This window comes from Methanosarcina sp. 1.H.T.1A.1, assembly GCF_000979295.1.
Classification (GTDB): Archaea; Halobacteriota; Methanosarcinia; order Methanosarcinales; family Methanosarcinaceae; genus Methanosarcina.
The window spans coordinates 1-16,740 of sequence record NZ_JJQY01000139.1 but is presented as its reverse complement, the minus strand read 5'-3'; the positions used below and the strand labels follow the sequence as shown (position 1 = coordinate 16,740).

Sequence of the window (16,740 nt, the reverse complement as noted above, 5' to 3'; positions counted from 1 at the left end):
GTCGCAGAACTCCCGCCACTCATCAAGCTTGTGGTGGCGGCGCTGGAAGTAGATGTTCCGGAGTTCAGCGTAGTTGGTTATGACTGTCCGTTTCTGCATGTAAGCACTCGGAAGGTCCTGAATAAGTTCCCTGAAGATTGCTTTCCGGTATGCATTGTCCTCTTCACTATCCCCTTCGCGGGACTTGTAAGCTTTGATAAGGTCATTGAGATGCCGGATCTGGGAGTTCCTGTAGTCCGTCATCGTATCAAAGGAAAAGTCGTGGGGAGCCAGGTCCCTGCTGGTCAGCTTATGCATTGTAGAGGTTGAATTCTTTTCCGTAAATTTGTAAGTATCAAACTCTTTCCACCAGTAGAGGGGGGCTGTGAGGTCAAAGCAGACCGTAATGAACCTGAGAAACTTTCCGTGTTCGTTTCCTGCAAGGGTCAGGCGCTTGGCCAGGTTAAGGTCCTTTTCCCCGAGTCTGCAGTTCCCTGCCTGATCAGGCTCACTGCTGTCCATCAGGTGCCAGGAATTCATAGGGTTCCGCATTCCAAGAATCGCAAAATAAATGTTGTATGTCCCATGTAACTTCATTTCAATCATAAAAGCGCCTCTTTAACCCGGTTGTGGTAAATAAAACATAAATCCGGTCTGGTAAATACATTATATAGATAAATAGTTCGTAAACCTGCTTCTGGCTAATAACTTGCTTCTGGCTAATAAATAATAACTCATTTTAAATATTTGTTGCGCAGCATGCTCACTTTTTAATTTTACAGTTACTCGATTTATTCCTTGAATATTCAGCAGGGAAACCTGAGAAATTCAGGCTGATTTAAAGAAAGTAAGAATTATTCCGAGGGGAAATTATTTAAGAAAAATAGTTACCCTCTTAACCCATGATTTATCCCTTCAAGTACAATCTTTCTGCAAGTTCCGGATTTTTCCACTTTACCATCAGTGGCAGCCCTGCATATTTTCAGTACGATACTGTTAATTTTCAGCACGATACTGTTAACTTAAATAAACTCGCAGTTTCATGTAGAGATCAGCCAGAAATATACGTTTAAATCAGGAAAAATCAGGAAATAAATATAATATACTAATCTGAAAATGACTCCTACAGACCCCCTTTATCTTGGTATCCTCGTTCTCACAGGTGCTTTTACGGGCATTATCTCAGGTCTTCTGGGTGTGGGAGGAGGCTTTATTATGTCTCCTGTCCAGTACTGGCTTTTGCAGGAAACAGGAATGCAGCCAGACCTGGCTATAAGGGCAGCTCTCGGGACAAGCCTCTTCGTGATCTTGATAAACTCCATAATTGTTACCCTAAAATATCATAGAAAGCAAGCAGTGCTCTGGAAACAGGCTACGATTATGGGAGCCTCCGGATTAATTGCCAGTTTCGGGGGAGCAGCGGTAGCTTCTTACCTGCCTGCCTCTACACTGAGTACAATTTTCGGGGTTGTGATCATACTGGGAGCTCTGAAAACTTATACCACGCCGGCTGTAAAGGAAAAGACTGAAATTAGCTCCAATCCGGTATCTTATATTTTTGCCGGTATCTTTATAGGCTTTTTTTCAGGACTTCTTGGAATCGGTGGAGGGGTAATTGGAATTCCAATCATGCTGGTTTTTCTGCATTTTGATATGAGGAAAGCCATTGGAACCTCGGCTGCAATAATGATCTTTACCTCTTTTGGAGGATCGGTCGGATACATCATCAACGGCTGGGGGCAAACAGGGCTTCCCCCTTATTCTCTTGGATATATCAATCTCCTTAACTGGTTTTTACTTGTAGTTCCGGGATTTCTTGCAGCAAGAAAAGGAGCAGAAGTTGCCCATCTGGTAAACCCGGAGTATTTAAAACATCTTTTTGTACTTCTGATGATCTACGTAGGGCTAAAAATGATCGGAGTTATTTGAAAACAGAATAAACAGAACTGCTAATAGGGAATTTCATAAACTGTTAAAATTAAGACCTGTTAACATTAAGAACTGTTAAAATTAAGGACTGTTAGAAATAATATTCCGCTCTTTTCAGGCGCTTTCAATAGCTGTTACAGGGTCAAGTTTTGCAGCTTTCCTTGCAGGGTAGATGCCTGAGATTATATTTATTATGAAAGCAAAAAATGAGGCATATACAAAATTAAGGGGCTTTACCTCAAGAGGAAGGGTCTGAAGCCCGAAATACATTTCCTGAGGGACTTCGATTTCATAGTTCTGCAGGGCAACAGTCACAATGTAACCCAGAACAGTGCCGAGCACCAGACCTATGGCTCCAAGGACCAGGGACTGGAAAAGAAAGACAACCATTATGCTTTTTTGAGAAGCCCCCATCGCTTTCAGAATACCGATTTCCCTGGTCCTCTGGGCAACGATGGTTATCAGGGTATTTGCAATCCCGAAACCGGCAATCCCGTAGATCAGGAGATAGAAGATATTTACAAAGACCATCTGAGTATCAAGGAGGCTGAGGATTTCGGCATTTGCTTCGCTCCAGCTTACGGCATCAAGCCCGGTTTCTCCCTCAATCGAAGCTGCAATAACCTCGGCCTGGTATGGATCTGCAACCCGGACTCCAATGGTACTCACAACTCCGGGTTCGTTAAAAAAGTCCTGCGCTGAATCCAGCCTTGTGTAGGCTGTTACCTCGTCCGCAGCAGTGCCGGTATGAATCAGACCTATAACCTTAAAAGAAGTTGTTTGCGAGCCCGGAAAAACGGCGTCAACCCTGTCTCCCACATGGACTTCAAGATTTTCCGCAAGCTTATCCCCGAGCAGAATCCCGTACCTTGTGTGGACAAGGGTCATGAGGTCCCCTTCTACAACATCCTCACTTACCCTCATAACATTCTCTTCAGCCACAGGGTCAACTCCCTGAAGAGAAACCCCTTCGGCGTTGTCCCTGTATTCAAGAGCCGCCTGGCCCAGGTATTTAGGGGATACGGCTATAACTCCTTCCTTTTCAGCAATTTGGGCAGATGTATGCCTGTAAAGGTGGATGAACTCTTCCTCTTCATCTTGAGGATTGATAACAATATGTGGATTGTTTTCAATACTTGAGGTTACAAGTTCATCCTGAAAACCAGACAGCATTGCCATCATTACCGTGATCACGGCGACTGCCAGAGCAACAGCAAGTATGGCAAAAAGGGTCTGTCTTCTTCTGGATAATACCTGCCTCAAAGCGATTCTCAGTTCATACATCTGGATAAACTCCTGGACCCGACCAGATTATCTGAATTTTCAGGCAGCCTCAAACCTTCAAAGTATCAGGAAAGTTCAATTTGCTCAACATTTCAAAGCTTTGAGATATTTGAACTTCAAGGGATTCTAAATTGTTAGGATTTTCAGATCTTTAGACTTCTGTATTCACTTTTAGAGGGCTGATTATAAATCTGTTTCTGATACCGGGAAAAAAGAGACGGAGAATACAATGAAAACTACTGAGAATACCTGTAATTAACTAATAGGTAGAAATGCAAGCTGGCGGAGGCATCCTATAATGCATGGATTTAAAACCGGTTTCTGGGGTAAAGAGAAGTACTTTTCGAACAAGCAGGGGCATTTTCGCTTTTCCATTTCATCAAAAAGGGGGACTCCAGCCTCTTTTCGACGCGGGACCTGAACGGAGGATAATGATATTCAGGCAGTACCGTAGCAGTATTTATCGGTTTCTCATAACCGGTTTCTCATGAACTGCCAGAATTCAGAAACCATAAAAATACTAAAAAAATCAGGAATCAATGAAAAATAGAGCTAAAAGATTAATAGAGCTAAAAGATTTAGGACTAAGGGGGCAAAAGTTAAAAAAGTGAATAGAACAGATAAAAAATAAATAATAAAGTTAAAAAGTTAATTAAAAAAGGGTTAGAGCTGCACGTAATGTGCAACTTCACCGAGATCTTCTTCAATCCTGAGGAGCTGGTTGTATTTTGCAGTCCTCTCGCCACGGGCCGGAGCTCCGGTCTTGATCATTTCTGCACCGATGGCAACTGCGAGATCTGAGATGGTGGTGTCTTCGGTTTCGGCAGAGCGGTGGCTTACGATTACGGTGTAGCCGTTTCTGGAAGCCATGCTTGCGGCATCAAAGGCTTCGGAGATTGAGCCGATCTGGTTGACTTTGAGGAGAAGGGCATTTGCTGCTCCCATATCCACGCCTTTTGAGAGCCTTTCTATGTTTGTGACAAAGAGGTCGTCACCTACAATGATCGTGTCCCAGAGTTCATTGGTAAGGGCTTCAAAATCATCAAAGGCTTCTTCCTGGAAGGGGTCTTCGATAGAAAGGATGGGATAAGAGTTTACAAGCTCTACATAGTAGTCAAGCAGTTCCGGAGCAGCCAGTTTCTTTCCATCAATTGCGTATAATTCATCTTCATAAAACTCGGTTGCTGCCGCATCAAGCCCTATTGTAACCTCGGATTCAGTATAACCTGCTTCTTCAATTGCCTGTACGAGGGCGTCAAGAGCTTCTGTAGACTCGCTCATTTTGGGAGCATACCCGCCTTCATAGCCCACGTTAATAGAAGAGCGTCCGTATTTTTTCTCCAGAAACTTCCCCAGGGTCTGGTAGATCTCTGTCCCGATTTGCAGGGCCTCGTAGAAGGTGTCTGCGCCTTTGGGTTGAATCATGAACTCCTGGATTGCAAGCTCATTTCCTGCATGCTTGCCTCCGTTCAGGACATTCATTGTGGGTACAGGAAGGGTAAAAGCATTAGAACCGCCGAAGTAGCGGTAAAGGGGCATGTTAAGGGAGTCAGCTGCAGCCTTTGCAACCGCCATGGATACGCCAAGAATTGAGTTGGCTCCGAGATTTGCTTTATTTTCGGTTTCGTCGAGCTCGATCATCAGCTCATCGATTTCCCGCTGGTTTCGCACATCAAGTCCAAGCAATTCCTTCTGGATAACGGTATTTACGTTCTTGACTGCAGTCTGGACTCCCTTTCCACCGTACCTGTTGGGGTCTGCATCGCGCAGTTCAAGGGCTTCGTTCGTACCCGTGGAAGCTCCTGAAGGGACACTTGCTCTGCCAAATCCCTTCGGTGTAAACACATCAACTTCAATAGTGGGATTTCCCCTTGAGTCCAGGATCTCCCGAGCATGTATCTTTTGGATCTTATATTCTCCAGAATCCTGCTGTAAACCGATATACGACATCATTTCACCCTTTCTAAATCTCTGATCTATCTATAGATATATTCTGTTATTTGAACTTGACTTTTACTTAACTTAACCGTTACATGTCCGAATGGTATTTAACTGTTTATCCGGTTTGAATTAATCAATTTACCTGAATTATACCCGTGTTTCTTATAGAAGAGACTCCTCTATTTCACGCTTCCAGTATCCTGTCTACCTTAGAGCAGCAGTATTTAAGGAGTCCAGATTTTAAGGATTTACTCTTTCTTCTTTTTGAGTGAATTTTCCCCTCTTTAAGAATTGAAGATATCCCTGCGCTCAAAACCGGGTATTTCATTTCTCAGAAAGGCTAATTTCCAACTTTCAGGAGCCTCAATATTCTATATGGTAAAACCTATCTCTTTGTTTCTGGAAAGCCTATTTCCTACTTAAAGGATGTTTTATTCCTGCAAACACTTGCTTTAAAGGTTTTGGTTAAAACTACAAAGTATATTTTTTTCTGAAGATGAATCCCCACAGTCTTTTATATAAAAACTCCAGAAAAAAAGCCTTACTAGGGTTAGATGCCTTTTTTACTTACTGACAATACTCCATTTATTAAAAAAATAATTTTATCTACATAAAATATATAAACCTGAAAGTATTATTCATTCTCGATGACCGACGATTCTCCAGTTAATTTAACCGAAAAAGAGTATTCAATTATTGATAAGCTCCAGAGTCTGGGACTCCCGAGGACAGAGGCCACCGCAATCGTGTGCTTAAAAGACTGCAGGGAACTCAGATCTCTTCATATCGAACTTGTTTCCGGGCTCAGGCAGCCTGAAGTGAGTGTAGCTATGCGCCCTCTCAGGGATAGGGGCTGGGTGGATGAAAGGTCCGAAAAAAAGAATAAGGGAAAAGGCAGACCTGTGAAGTACTACCAGTTAACAGTACCGTTCCCACAGATAGTACAGATTCTCGAAGAGGAATTTTTAAAATACAACAACGAGAAAATGATCGCGCTCAAAAGGCTAAGGGAACTGGAAATTATACTGCAAAATTAAATTCACCGCAATTTAGTTCACAAAAAATAAGTTCACAAAAAATAAATGTAAGGAGATCTGCCAGATCTTATTTTCTATAAATCGTTTTCAGCTTTAATTACTCCTATTGTCGAGCCCTTTTAACGCTTACTTTATTCAATGTGTCATTCCTGATCAGGGACATGCACAAAGCTCACAGGAGCAAAGCCCTGCTCTGCATCCATTATCCTTCTGGCAGAAATTCCTTCCAACTCGAAAATGAATACCTCAACAACCATAAAAACTTCGCTTTCACCTCTCAGGCATCCCAGTTTAATGCTGTCTCCCCTGGCTGTTCCTGCATGAAGGTGTATTTTGGGCTTTCCGTTCTCCTGGAAAATATCTCCTATCCCGAGAATCTCATGGGCATCATTAAAGCCAGACCAGACAGGTTCCGGAGGCCTTCTGTTTTCTTTCGGGCCTGTAACAAGCTTTCCTTTCCTCAGCGCGCCAAGCAGCATAAACACAGCTGATTCGATCTTTTCCATCTCTGCAAGTTTAATAAGTTCCAGGAGAAGGTCATCCCCGTGGTCAACCCTGACAGTAAAGACCCTGCCTATCCTTCCTTTTGAGTACTCCATTATTTCCCCCTCACTGATCCGTTATTTTTCCGTCTACAATTCTGATAATCCTATCTGCTTTTCCGGCCAGTTCCTCATTATGGGTTACCACAATAAAGGTCTGGTTATATTCCTTGTTCAGTTTGCGGAGCAGTTCATAGATCAAATCTCCTGCTTTAGTATCCAGGTTGCCTGTTGGCTCATCCCCAAGTACGATTGCCGGAGAACAACTAAGAGCCCGGGCTACCGCAACCCTCTGGTTCTGCCCTCCGGAGAGTTCTCCTGGCCGGTGGTCCATCCTGTCTTCAAGCCCCACCTCTTTCAGAAGTTTTTCGGCAATATCCTTTGCTTCGTCCTTACTCTTTCCCGCAATCAAGAGTGGCATCATTACGTTTTCCAGAGCAGTGAAATCCGGAAGCAGGTGGTGATACTGGAAGACAAAGCCGAGCATCCTGTTTCTCATCCCGGAACGCTCCTTATCCGACATTTTAGTCACGTCATTGCCGTCTATCAGGAGGGTGCCTGAACTGGGTGTGTCGAGTAGACCTATGAGATGCATAAGTGTGCTTTTACCTGAACCAGAAGGCCCTACAATTGCAACAAATTCCCCTTTTTTAATTTTCAGGTTTGCATTGTCGAGCGCGCGAAACTCCACTCCGTTTTTATAAACTTTGGTCAGGTTCTTAAGCTCTATAATTGGGCTTCCTTCTGTCATGCTTTTCCTGCATTTTCATAACTTTTATGTTCAAAATAGAGGGCTTCTTAAGTAAAGAGTTTTTGGGCAGAAAGGCAAAAGCCGGGAATAAGGAGAAGCTCTGGAATCCAAACAGGCTGATCGAGCCCGGTAAGATTCCCGCAAAGTATCAGAGACTCTAGATAGACTGAAAATTCACAATACAGTTTCAAATTTTTACCGAACGATCATTTCTGCATCTTTATTCCTGATCCCATCTTTATTCCTGATCCTATTTTTACTCCTGATCCTATCTTTACTGCCAGATTAACTCTTTTATGAAGGATTAATCAATATTCATGATTAACAGCTTATCAGATCCATCATCTTAAGGGGAGGAAGAACATGGAATTGAAATATGTCCCCACAACCTGTCCCTACTGCGGAACAGGATGTGGTTTTAACCTTGTGGTAAAGGACAAAAGGGTTGCAGGTATCGAGCCCTGGCACCGGGCTCCTGTCAATTCAGGGAAGCTTTGCCAGAAGGGCAGGTATGCCCACGAGTTCATCCACAGCAAGGACCGGCTTGTAAAGCCGCTGGTCAGGAAAAATGGGCAGCTTGTGGAAACGAGCTGGGAAGAAGCTTTGACCCTGGTTGCAGGGAAGTTCACTACTTTTCTCCATGAGGAAATTGCCTGTCTCTCTTCGGCAAAAACCTCAAACGAGGACAACTACCTTATGCAGAAATTTGCCCGGGTTGTCCTTAAGACGCCCAACGTCGACCACTGTGCAAGGCTCTGCCACTCCTCTACAGTCGCTGGCCTTGCTGCAGTTTTCGGTTCCGGGGCTATGACGAATTCAATTGCGGACCTGGAAGAGTCTAAATGCATCTTCATTATCGGGAGCAATACCTTCGAGCAGCACCCCCTTATAGGCAGGAGGGTAATTCTTGCAAAGAAGAAGGGAGCTAAAATAATCTATGCGGACCCCCGCTTCACACCCACGGCAAAACAGGCGGACCTCTACCTTTCCATGTACTCGGGTACAGATGTGGCCCTCCTGAACGGGCTCATGCACCACATCATAGCAAACGGCTGGGAAGATTCGGCATTTTTCGCGAAAAGGACAAAAAATTTCGAGGCAATGAAAACCGTTGTCATGCTGGAGGCCTATTCCCTGCCGAATGTCTCGAAAATCACAGGAGTGCCTGAGGAAGACTTAAAAACCGCAGCTGAGTGGATCGCCCACTCAAAGCCTTCTGCACTTCTCTACTCCATGGGCATCACCCAGCATACGGTGGGGGTAGACAACGTGAAGTCCACGGCAAACCTGATGCTGCTGACCGGAAACCTTGGCGTTCCCGGAGGAGGGGTCAACCCCCTGCGAGGGCAGAACAACGTACAGGGCGCCTGTGACATGGGGTGCCTTCCGGACGTGTATCCCGGGTATCAGAAGGTTTCAGGTCCTGAAGTCCGCAGGAAGATGGAATCTATCTGGGGAGTTGGCGGACTTCCTGAAAAAGCGGGAGTCACGGTCACAGAGCTGATGGAAAAGCTTGCAGAAGGGACATCGCCGGTAAGGTGCATGTACGTTATGGGAGAAAATTTCATGCTCTCGGACCCGGACCTGAACAGGGTCAAAAAAGCCCTGGAACACCTGGACTTTCTGGTCGTACAGGACATTTTCCTGAGCGAGACTGCAAAGTTTGCTGACGTCGTCCTGCCTGCAGCCTGTTATGCAGAAAAACACGGGACTCAGACCAGCACCGAGCGACGTGTCCAGCGGCTCCGAAAAGCCCTTGACCCGCCGGGAGAGGCTAAAGCAGACTGGCGCATTATCTGCGAACTTGCCGGGCGTATGGGGTACAGGCCACAGTTTTCCTACCTGAATGAAGCTGAGATTTTTGAGGAAATTGCAAAGGTTGTTCCCCAGTATGGGGGTATGAGCTACGAGCGCCTTGAAAACCCTGACTCTCTCCAGTGGCCCTGTCCGGACAGGTCCCATCCGGGAACGCCCATCCTGCATACCGAAAAATTTGCCACCCCGGACGGGCTGGGGGAGTTTTCCGCCGTGGAATGGAAGCCTCCTGCCGAAGTTCCGGATACGGAATATCCCCTCATCCTTACCACAGGAAGGAATATCTGGCACTGGCACACCGGGACCATGACCCGCAGGTCAGAAACCCTGGACTCCGAAGTCAGGACCGGCTGGGTGGAGCTTCACCCGGAGGATGCGGAAAAACTTGGAGTCAGTAACCGGGAAAAAGTCCGCGTACTTTCCCGGAGGGGGGAAATCGAAATCCCTGCGATGGTTACGGAAGACATAAAACCTGGGGTTGTTTTCATCCCCTTCCATTTTAAGGAATGCGCGGCCAACCTGCTGACCAGCGGAGCCCTTGACCCCGTGGCAAAGATTCCGGAGTACAAGGCCTGTGCAGTCAGGGTAGAGAAAATAGAGCCAGTAGAACAGGTAGAGCCAGTAGAACAGGTAGAACCAGTAGAAACGGTGGAGGGAAAACTTTGAAACCTTTGAAAGGAGACAAGTTTTATGTCCGGGCCTGTGACCGGGAGTTCCTGGAAAAAGGCGAGTCCGGGGGTGCGGTATCAGCCCTTTTGAAGTTCGCCCTGGAAAGCGGAAGCGTGGACGCAGTACTTGGGGTAAGGAAAGGTGCAGACCTCTACGACGCTGTTCCGGTGCTGATCACAGACCCGGCGGAAATTTCGGACATTTCGGGTTCTCTGCACTGTGGGACTCTTCTTCTCTCCAGGCTTTTCAGCAGTTACCTGGGTGGGGCAAAGGACCTGAAGGTTGCAGCTGCCCTGAAAGGCTGCGATGTAATGGGGCTTTACGAGCTTGCAAAGCGGGGAGAGGTCAGGCTGGAAAATATCCTCATGCTGGGGCTGAACTGCGGAGGCTCAATAAGTCCGGAAATGGCAAGGAAAATGGCTGTAGAAAAGTTTGCAGTGGACCCTGATTCGGTTGAAAAGGAAAGGATTTCAAAGGGGAAGTTCATCTTCAAGACTCCTGAAGGGGAATTTTCAGTGCCCATGGACGAACTTGAAGAGGAAGGCTATGGGCGCAGGAGTAACTGCAGGCGTTGCAAGCTGAAAATCCCGAGACAGGCTGACCTTGCCTGTGGTGAATGGGGTGTTATTGGCACGGAAGCAACTTTTGTTGAGGTCTGCAGCGCAAAGGGTGCAGAGCTGCTTGAAAAAGCTGAAGCCTCAGGAGCTATCGAAGCCTCTTCGCCCGTTCCAAAAGGGCTGGAGGTCCGGGGTAAAATAGAGCAGTCGATGCTGAACCTGGCTGAGGAATGGAGGGAAAAAGACTTCCGAGCTCTGGGAGAGGGGAAGGCTAGCCTGAAACAGCTAATAAATGAAACTTCCCGCTGCATTAAATGCTACACCTGCATTGAAGTCTGTCCTGCCCTCCCCCATGCAAAACCCTCCGATTTTACAGTAGACGCTTCCGGAAAGGTCCCTCCCGCTTTTGCGTTCCACACGCTTCGCTATTCCCTTGTTGCGGATTCCTGCATCAACTGCGGGCAGTGCGAGGAACTCTGTCCAATGGACATCCCCAATGCGCTTTTCATGCATTCCTTTGCTGTGGAGCTTCAGGAACTCTACGGGTACAGGGCAGGAGAGGACCTCTCCCTTCCGACGGTCGCACCTCTGGAAGCTTTCTTTCACGAAAAGGGACAGAATAAATCAGGCAAGCGATGAGGGGAGGGAATCTTCAGGGACTTCTTCTGCGTCCCTGGCCTGGCTCACAAGATAAGCCGCTGTCAGGATGAGGACACAACCCAGAAAAGTCGAGATATAGAGAGGGTTTCTCAGGACTGCAGTGTCAAAGAAAATTCCCGATACAGGTTCTAGCAGGGCAAGAATGCTGCCTGTCTGCGCCCTTATGCCCGAAATTCCTTTGAGGTAGAGGATGGCAGCAAGTGTAATGGTCAAACCGAAGAGAAGCAGAGTACCTAAGTTTCTAAAGTAGACAGGGATGGGAGTTGAAAGGGCAGACGGCAGCATAAAGAGAAGGCTTATTCCGGTCAGCCAGAAAGTCTGGGATATCCCTGTATAGTCATGCCTAAGGTAGCGGATCGTAATTATTGTGATGCCAAAAGAGAGCCCTGAAAGCAGGCCGAACAACAGGCCTTTCATAAAATCGGACCCTGTACTCAGGCTTACCAGAACTTCTCCGGGACGGGAAATGAGTAATACTCCTGCAACTGAAAGGAAAAGAGGCAGAAGGCTTTTGCTGCTGCTTCTTTCTCCAAGGATTGAAGGGGCAAGCAGATTGACATATACAGGAGCCGTATAAAGAAGCAGGACAGCAACGGAAATTCCGCTGTACCTTATAGCCGAGAAATAGCATATGCCTGTTATCGCATTCAGAAAACCTAGCAGTAGAAGATATTTTCTGTTCCTGCCAGGTCTGAGTTGTTTAAGGCTTCCGCTCATCAGCAGATAAAAGAAAATCATGCATAAACCGAAAAAGAGCCTGCAGAAGAGAATGGACCCTACGGACATGTCCTGGACCCTGTCCAGAAAAACTCCTATAGTACCATAAATGATACTGCCTGTTATGACCTCGGAGTACGGCTTGAAAGAGTTTTCCTGCACTGCCACATTCTGGAAATAAAAGACTGCAGATATATATTTTTTGGAAAAGGGAAAAACTGGTAGAAATCTGTATGGTAGAAATCTGTATGGTAGAAATCTGTATGGAAGAAATCCGTAATTATAAAAAAGAAAACAGGGTACTTATTTACCCTGTACCCTTAAAAGTTCTTTTTTCCAGAAAGGTATCTTTTTGCTCGATCTCATCTTTTCCCCGAAAATCAACTTCTTCAGGAAAACAGAGTTATCCAGGCTTACTACGATTGCTGCTGCAAGGATAAAGAAGGAACCTATAAGCATCCCGCTGTGAACAGGGCTTCCCAGAACGGTGTGATCAAAAAATATACAGGAAACCGGCTCAAGAAGGGTGAGGACGCTGCCTGTAATGGCGCTTACGCCTGCAACGCCTCTTATATAAAACACTGCACCTACACCGGTGATGAGGAAGCCGAAGAGCATGAGGACAGGAAGGTTTGCAGCGAGTACCTGCCCTGGAAGGGAGATTGCGAAAGGAGAGAGGAAGGCCAGACTGATTACACTCTGCCAGACAAGCTGGGTAAGGCCGTTATACTCGTCCCTGAGGAAGCGGACGGATATTATGACTCCACTGCTGAAGAGGCCTCCTACGAGCCCGAAGATTACACCTTTCAGATAGCTGCTTCCAAATTCAAGCTGTTCAAAACCGCCTTCAGGCCTTGTTACGTAGAAGACGCCTATCAGACCCAGGAAAAGAGCAAGAATAGTTTTTCCAGTATTCTTTTCACCTAGAAGAACGGGTGCAAGGAAAGTCAGGTATATAGGATCAGTATACAGGAGAAGGACAGCAGAAGAAGCTCCCAGGTATCGGATTGCAGAATAGTAGGAAAACATCTGTGAAACGTATAGAATTCCCAGAAGAAGGAGGTACTTTTTCTTCCTTTTCAAAGAGAGCTGACCGAGGTTTCCGGTAATTGCAAGATAACATAGTATGGCTGAAAGCCCGAAAAGGACTCTGTAGAAAATAATCGAACCTACAGACATATCCTTGAGCCATTCCATGAAAATTCCGACGGTACCATAGATAACACACGCAGTGAGCAGTTCAAGGTGCTGTTTGGAGGCAGCAGTCACAGAAACAGTCATATATATTCTGGAGGGACGAATGTATATATATTTTTAGTGAGATAACTATAATTCTAGTAGTATAATACTTCTTAAAAATCTTAAGGAACTTGTTCTGGAGGGTATTTTTATTTTGCAGTGGGAGGCCAATACTCCAAAATTACCCTGCCAGAGACAGTTCAGTTTCCGGAATTAGTTTCCTGACTTTTTCAAGTTGAGAACCACATGCTGTCTGCTTCCGGTCCTGTAGATTGTAAGCCCCTTTAATCCCTGCTTCCAGGCGTAAATCAGAGCTTTCTCAATATCTTCCTTTTTGGCATCTGCAGGCATGTTGATGGTCTTTGAGATCCCTGCATGGCAGTGGCGCTGAAAGGCCGCCTGTACATCAATATGAGTCTTCCAGCTAATATCAAGGGCTGACCTGAAGAGCCTTTTTTCGTCTTCGCTCACTATTTTCGGGTCTTTTATGTCCTGCAGGGTGCCATGTGTGTAGACATGCTCAAGGAGCCGGAGGTAAGCAGGTTCCGAAAGCTCTGGCTTAAAATGTGCTTCAAAGAGGGGGTGAACAAGCAGGAATTCTTTTCCCACTGTACGGGTCCGCCTGTAGACCCAGCTGAAAACAGGTTCAATCCCTGCAGAACAACCTGCAAGAATACTGATAGTTCCTGTCGGGGCAATTGCAGTCAATGCGGCGTTTCTCATTGGAAGTTCCCAGGTGGAGTTTTCATGTTCCGGAAAAGGTTCTTTTTCTGCCGCAAGTTTTCTTGATTCCCTGACTGCAGCCCGGCTAATCTGCTCCATAAGCTTTTCTGCAAGCTCGAGAGCTTCTGTTGAGTCATAGGGCAGCCCCAGGTTCAAAAGCATATCATGGAATCCCATAACCCCAAGCCCGATTTTCCTTGTCTTTCTGGTTGCCTCCCCAATCTCCGGGACAGGGTAGACATTTATGTCAATTTCATTATCCAGGAAACGGACAGCTTTTTCGGCGGTTTCCCTCAGAGAATCCCAGTTGATTTTTCCGTCCACAACAAAAAGGGAAAGGTTAATGCTGCCCAGGTTGCAGGATTCATAGGGCAGGAGAGGCTCTTCTCCGCAGGGGTTTGTGGCAGTGATGTTCCCAAGCTTCGGGGTGAAATTATCCCTGTTTATACGGTCATAGAAGAGAACGCCCGGTTCCCCGTTTCTCCATACTCCATCAACGATTTCGGAGAAGATGGTCCCAACTGTTGCGCCTGTCCGGGGGTTCCAGACTTCCCCAGTGCTGCCTGCTTCAACAAGTTTGATAAAAGCATCAGGGACCATTACTGAGAGGTTGAAATTCCTGAAGTTCCCTTCAACGTGCTTGGCCCTGATGAAAGGTATGAGGTCGTCATGGGAAACGTCCAGAATTCCTATATTTGCGCCTCTACGCCTGCCAAACTGCTTGATGACTTCCGTTGCCTCGTTGAAGAGCTTCATGAAAGAAAGCGGGCCGCTGGCAACCCCGTCAACGCAAAGGGCTTGAGAACCTTTTGGCCGTACTTTTGAGAAGTCAAACCCGGTCCCTCCTCCGGTCTTCTGGATAAGGGCTGCGGTTTTGAGGGCATCAAAAATTTCCTCGACACTGTCCTCCACAGGGACTACAAAACATGCGGCTAGCTGGCCCAGTTCCGTACCTGCGTTCATAAGCGTGGGCGAACTCGGAAGAAAGATTTTACGGACCATAAGGTCTTTGAATTCCAGATATTCTTCTTCACCCGTTGCAATTGCTTTTGCCACCCTTTCACAGATGTCCTCCCAGCCTTTCTCCCCTTCGCGCAGGTACCTGGCTTTAAGAGCTTCGGCAACCAGAGCATCCCATCCTTCCTCAATATCCAGCACCTAAATCGTTTCTCCCGTGAATCTCCATCAGGTTTCCGTAAGCAGGTTTCGGTGTTTTTCGCTAAAAAGAAATAGTATTCCATAATTATACGGGATTTTTTATCATTTTATCCGAAAACTCGGTTAGAAAGCGTGATAAGAATGGCTGATGAGAAAATATAATCAGAACAAATAGTTAGAATCCATAATTCTAAACATGGTTCGAACAAATAGTTAGAAATGTAATCCTAAAAAGAATTTGAACAAATAAGTAGAATCCAGGACCCTAAAAAATCATCCTGAATCCTAAAACGTAATCCAAAATCCTAAAACGTAATCAGAAATCCTAAAACGTAATCAGAAATCCGAAAATCTGAGGATGCAAAACTGAAATCGTCGTATGCAGTTACGGAAATCGATTCCTCACGGATTAAAAATAAAAAATAAGGGTTGACCTGAAGATAGAAAAGTCTTCAGACCAGTTCAGCCTTCACGATTTTCACTTCGGTTTTCGGGCGGTCCTGGCGGTCGACCTTTACCTTTCCCATGGCTTCGACAACATCCATGCCTTCTACAACCTTTCCGAAAACGGGATGATTTCTGTCAAGGTGGGTGTTATTTACAAGGTTAATGAAGAACTGGCTTCCGCCTGTGTTCGGGCCGGCATTTGCCATTGAAATCGTGCCCTTGTCGTTCCGGTTGTGTTTCGTGAACTCGTCCGGGATCTCATAGCCGGGCCCACCCATGCCTGTTCCTGTCGGGTCTCCGCCCTGGATCATGAATTTGTCAATTATCCTGTGGAAAATCACGCCGTCATAGAAGCCCTTGTCCACAAGTTTTGCAAAGTTTCCTGCCGTAATTGGCATGTCTTCAAACAGTTCAAGAGTGATATCACCCATAGTGGTGTGCAAAACCACTTTCTTTCCCTTCCATACAGCCATTTCTGTTCCTCTTCCGGTTTTTTAACCTGATTTAACCTTATTTTTATGTGTGCCTGTCTTTTTGTTGGCTTTTTGTGCATTGTATGCTCGCCTTACATGTAAATGCTTCGCCACCCGAGTTTCGCTTCGGGAGCACGAGGTCCTTTTCGCTTCGCTCAAGAGGACTAATTCACGGATGATGGCAGTTAGCTTAGCTCAAGCAGACTACTTTACAAAGCCATAGCCTTTCATTTTCTTTTAGTTGCATTGTGCGGTCAGCAGTTCTCAGTTCTTTTCGCTTTTCTCAGGCAGGAGAGAGTCCGGGACTTCGGGCATTTCTGGAGGCAAAAGTCAGCGAGATTCAGTGTCTTAATTCCTGATCATTGTTCATGAATTAAGATGCCCACGCGCTCCAATGATGGCGTATTTGAAAAAAGTAGTTGGGAATAAGAGTTTTAAGCCCGATAAAGACTATTCAAGTTGAATTAATATTGCCACAAAATTATAATATTGTTATTTGCAAATATATTAAGTTTTTGAACGAGATTGGAGGCTTTTCTTTTCTTATGGTGCAACTTGATTCTTTATTTTCTAAACTTTCAGTAGACTGTGGTTTAAATTTTATAAATCGTAAAAAAAATTGTACAAACTCTTCATTATATTGTCTTTCACGGGCTCTTTACTTACTCGATTATTTTATACAAATCCCTACGTTTTTATAGTCCGCTTAGCTTATTTTTTAATAGGGAAAAATAGGTAAAATTCCTGTAAGTTCTGTTAAGTTCTGTTAAGTTCTGTTAAGTTCTGTTAAGTTCTGTTAAGTTCTGTTAAGTTCTGTTA

Annotated in this window: 13 protein-coding genes; 4 read left to right on the top strand and 9 right to left on the bottom strand. The window is 45.6% G+C overall.

The features are described 5' to 3' along the window. Positions 1-585, bottom strand: a 585-nt coding sequence (locus tag EO95_RS13715) for a hypothetical protein (protein ID WP_048135515.1), incomplete at its 3' end; no start/stop codon positions are given. Between the two features lie 510 nt (positions 586-1,095). Here EO95_RS13715 and EO95_RS13710 point away from each other — a divergent pair. Next, entirely contained in the window at positions 1,096-1,908 is an 813-nt protein-coding gene (locus EO95_RS13710) for a sulfite exporter TauE/SafE family protein (RefSeq protein WP_048135513.1), read from the top strand. Positions 1,909-2,022: 114 nt separating this feature from the next. Here the strand turns inward: EO95_RS13710 and EO95_RS13705 are convergent, their stop codons facing one another. Then, positions 2,023-3,192, bottom strand: a complete 1,170-nt coding sequence (locus EO95_RS13705; protein WP_048135512.1) for an ABC transporter permease — start codon at positions 3,190-3,192, stop codon at positions 2,023-2,025. Positions 3,193-3,855: 663 nt separating this feature from the next. After that, positions 3,856-5,142, bottom strand: coding sequence for a phosphopyruvate hydratase (eno, locus tag EO95_RS13700; RefSeq protein WP_048135511.1), 1,287 nt, complete (start codon positions 5,140-5,142; stop codon positions 3,856-3,858). A gap of 638 nt (positions 5,143-5,780) precedes the next feature. Between eno and EO95_RS13695 the strand changes: the two genes are divergently transcribed. Then, positions 5,781-6,170, top strand: coding sequence for a transcriptional regulator (locus tag EO95_RS13695; protein ID WP_048135509.1), 390 nt, complete (start codon positions 5,781-5,783; stop codon positions 6,168-6,170). A 143-nt stretch (positions 6,171-6,313) separates the two neighbouring features. Here the strand turns inward: EO95_RS13695 and EO95_RS13690 are convergent, their stop codons facing one another. Together EO95_RS13690 and EO95_RS13685 are read right to left on the bottom strand one after the other, a co-directional pair. Next, positions 6,314-6,769 carry a PPC domain-containing DNA-binding protein gene (locus EO95_RS13690; protein WP_048135507.1) on the bottom strand — a complete coding sequence of 152 codons (456 nt, stop codon included), beginning with the start codon at positions 6,767-6,769 and terminating at the stop codon, positions 6,314-6,316. A gap of 10 nt (positions 6,770-6,779) precedes the next feature. Continuing rightward, positions 6,780-7,463: an ABC transporter ATP-binding protein gene (locus EO95_RS13685; protein WP_048135506.1), complete on the bottom strand. Its 684-nt coding sequence runs from the start codon at positions 7,461-7,463 to the stop codon at positions 6,780-6,782. Between the two features lie 363 nt (positions 7,464-7,826). Between EO95_RS13685 and fdhF the strand changes: the two genes are divergently transcribed. After that, a complete protein-coding gene (gene fdhF / locus EO95_RS13675; protein WP_048135502.1) occupies positions 7,827-9,944 on the top strand; it encodes a formate dehydrogenase subunit alpha in 2,118 nt (705 codons plus the stop codon). Beyond that, a complete protein-coding gene (locus EO95_RS13670; protein ID WP_048135499.1) occupies positions 9,941-11,143 on the top strand; it encodes a Coenzyme F420 hydrogenase/dehydrogenase, beta subunit C-terminal domain in 1,203 nt (400 codons plus the stop codon). The genes fdhF and EO95_RS13670 overlap by 4 nt, the downstream gene beginning before the upstream one ends. On the opposite strand, the gene EO95_RS13665 is transcribed toward EO95_RS13670, so the two are convergent. From EO95_RS13665 to EO95_RS13650, 4 genes are all read right to left on the bottom strand, one after another. Continuing rightward, complete coding sequence (locus tag EO95_RS13665) at positions 11,129-12,049, bottom strand: DMT family transporter (protein WP_048135497.1); 921 nt, start codon at positions 12,047-12,049, stop codon at positions 11,129-11,131. The two genes, EO95_RS13670 and EO95_RS13665, sit on opposite strands and share 15 nt — an antisense overlap. A gap of 135 nt (positions 12,050-12,184) precedes the next feature. Continuing rightward, entirely contained in the window at positions 12,185-13,162 is a 978-nt protein-coding gene (locus tag EO95_RS13660) for a DMT family transporter (protein WP_048135495.1), read from the bottom strand. A gap of 171 nt (positions 13,163-13,333) precedes the next feature. Beyond that, entirely contained in the window at positions 13,334-15,001 is a 1,668-nt protein-coding gene (locus EO95_RS13655; protein ID WP_048135493.1) for an adenosylcobalamin-dependent ribonucleoside-diphosphate reductase, read from the bottom strand. Positions 15,002-15,453: 452 nt separating this feature from the next. Next, the gene (locus EO95_RS13650) at positions 15,454-15,921 is read right to left on the bottom strand and encodes a peptidylprolyl isomerase (protein WP_048135491.1); all 468 of its coding nucleotides are present in this window, start codon (positions 15,919-15,921) and stop codon (positions 15,454-15,456) included. Between the last annotated feature and the right edge of the window lie 819 nt (positions 15,922-16,740).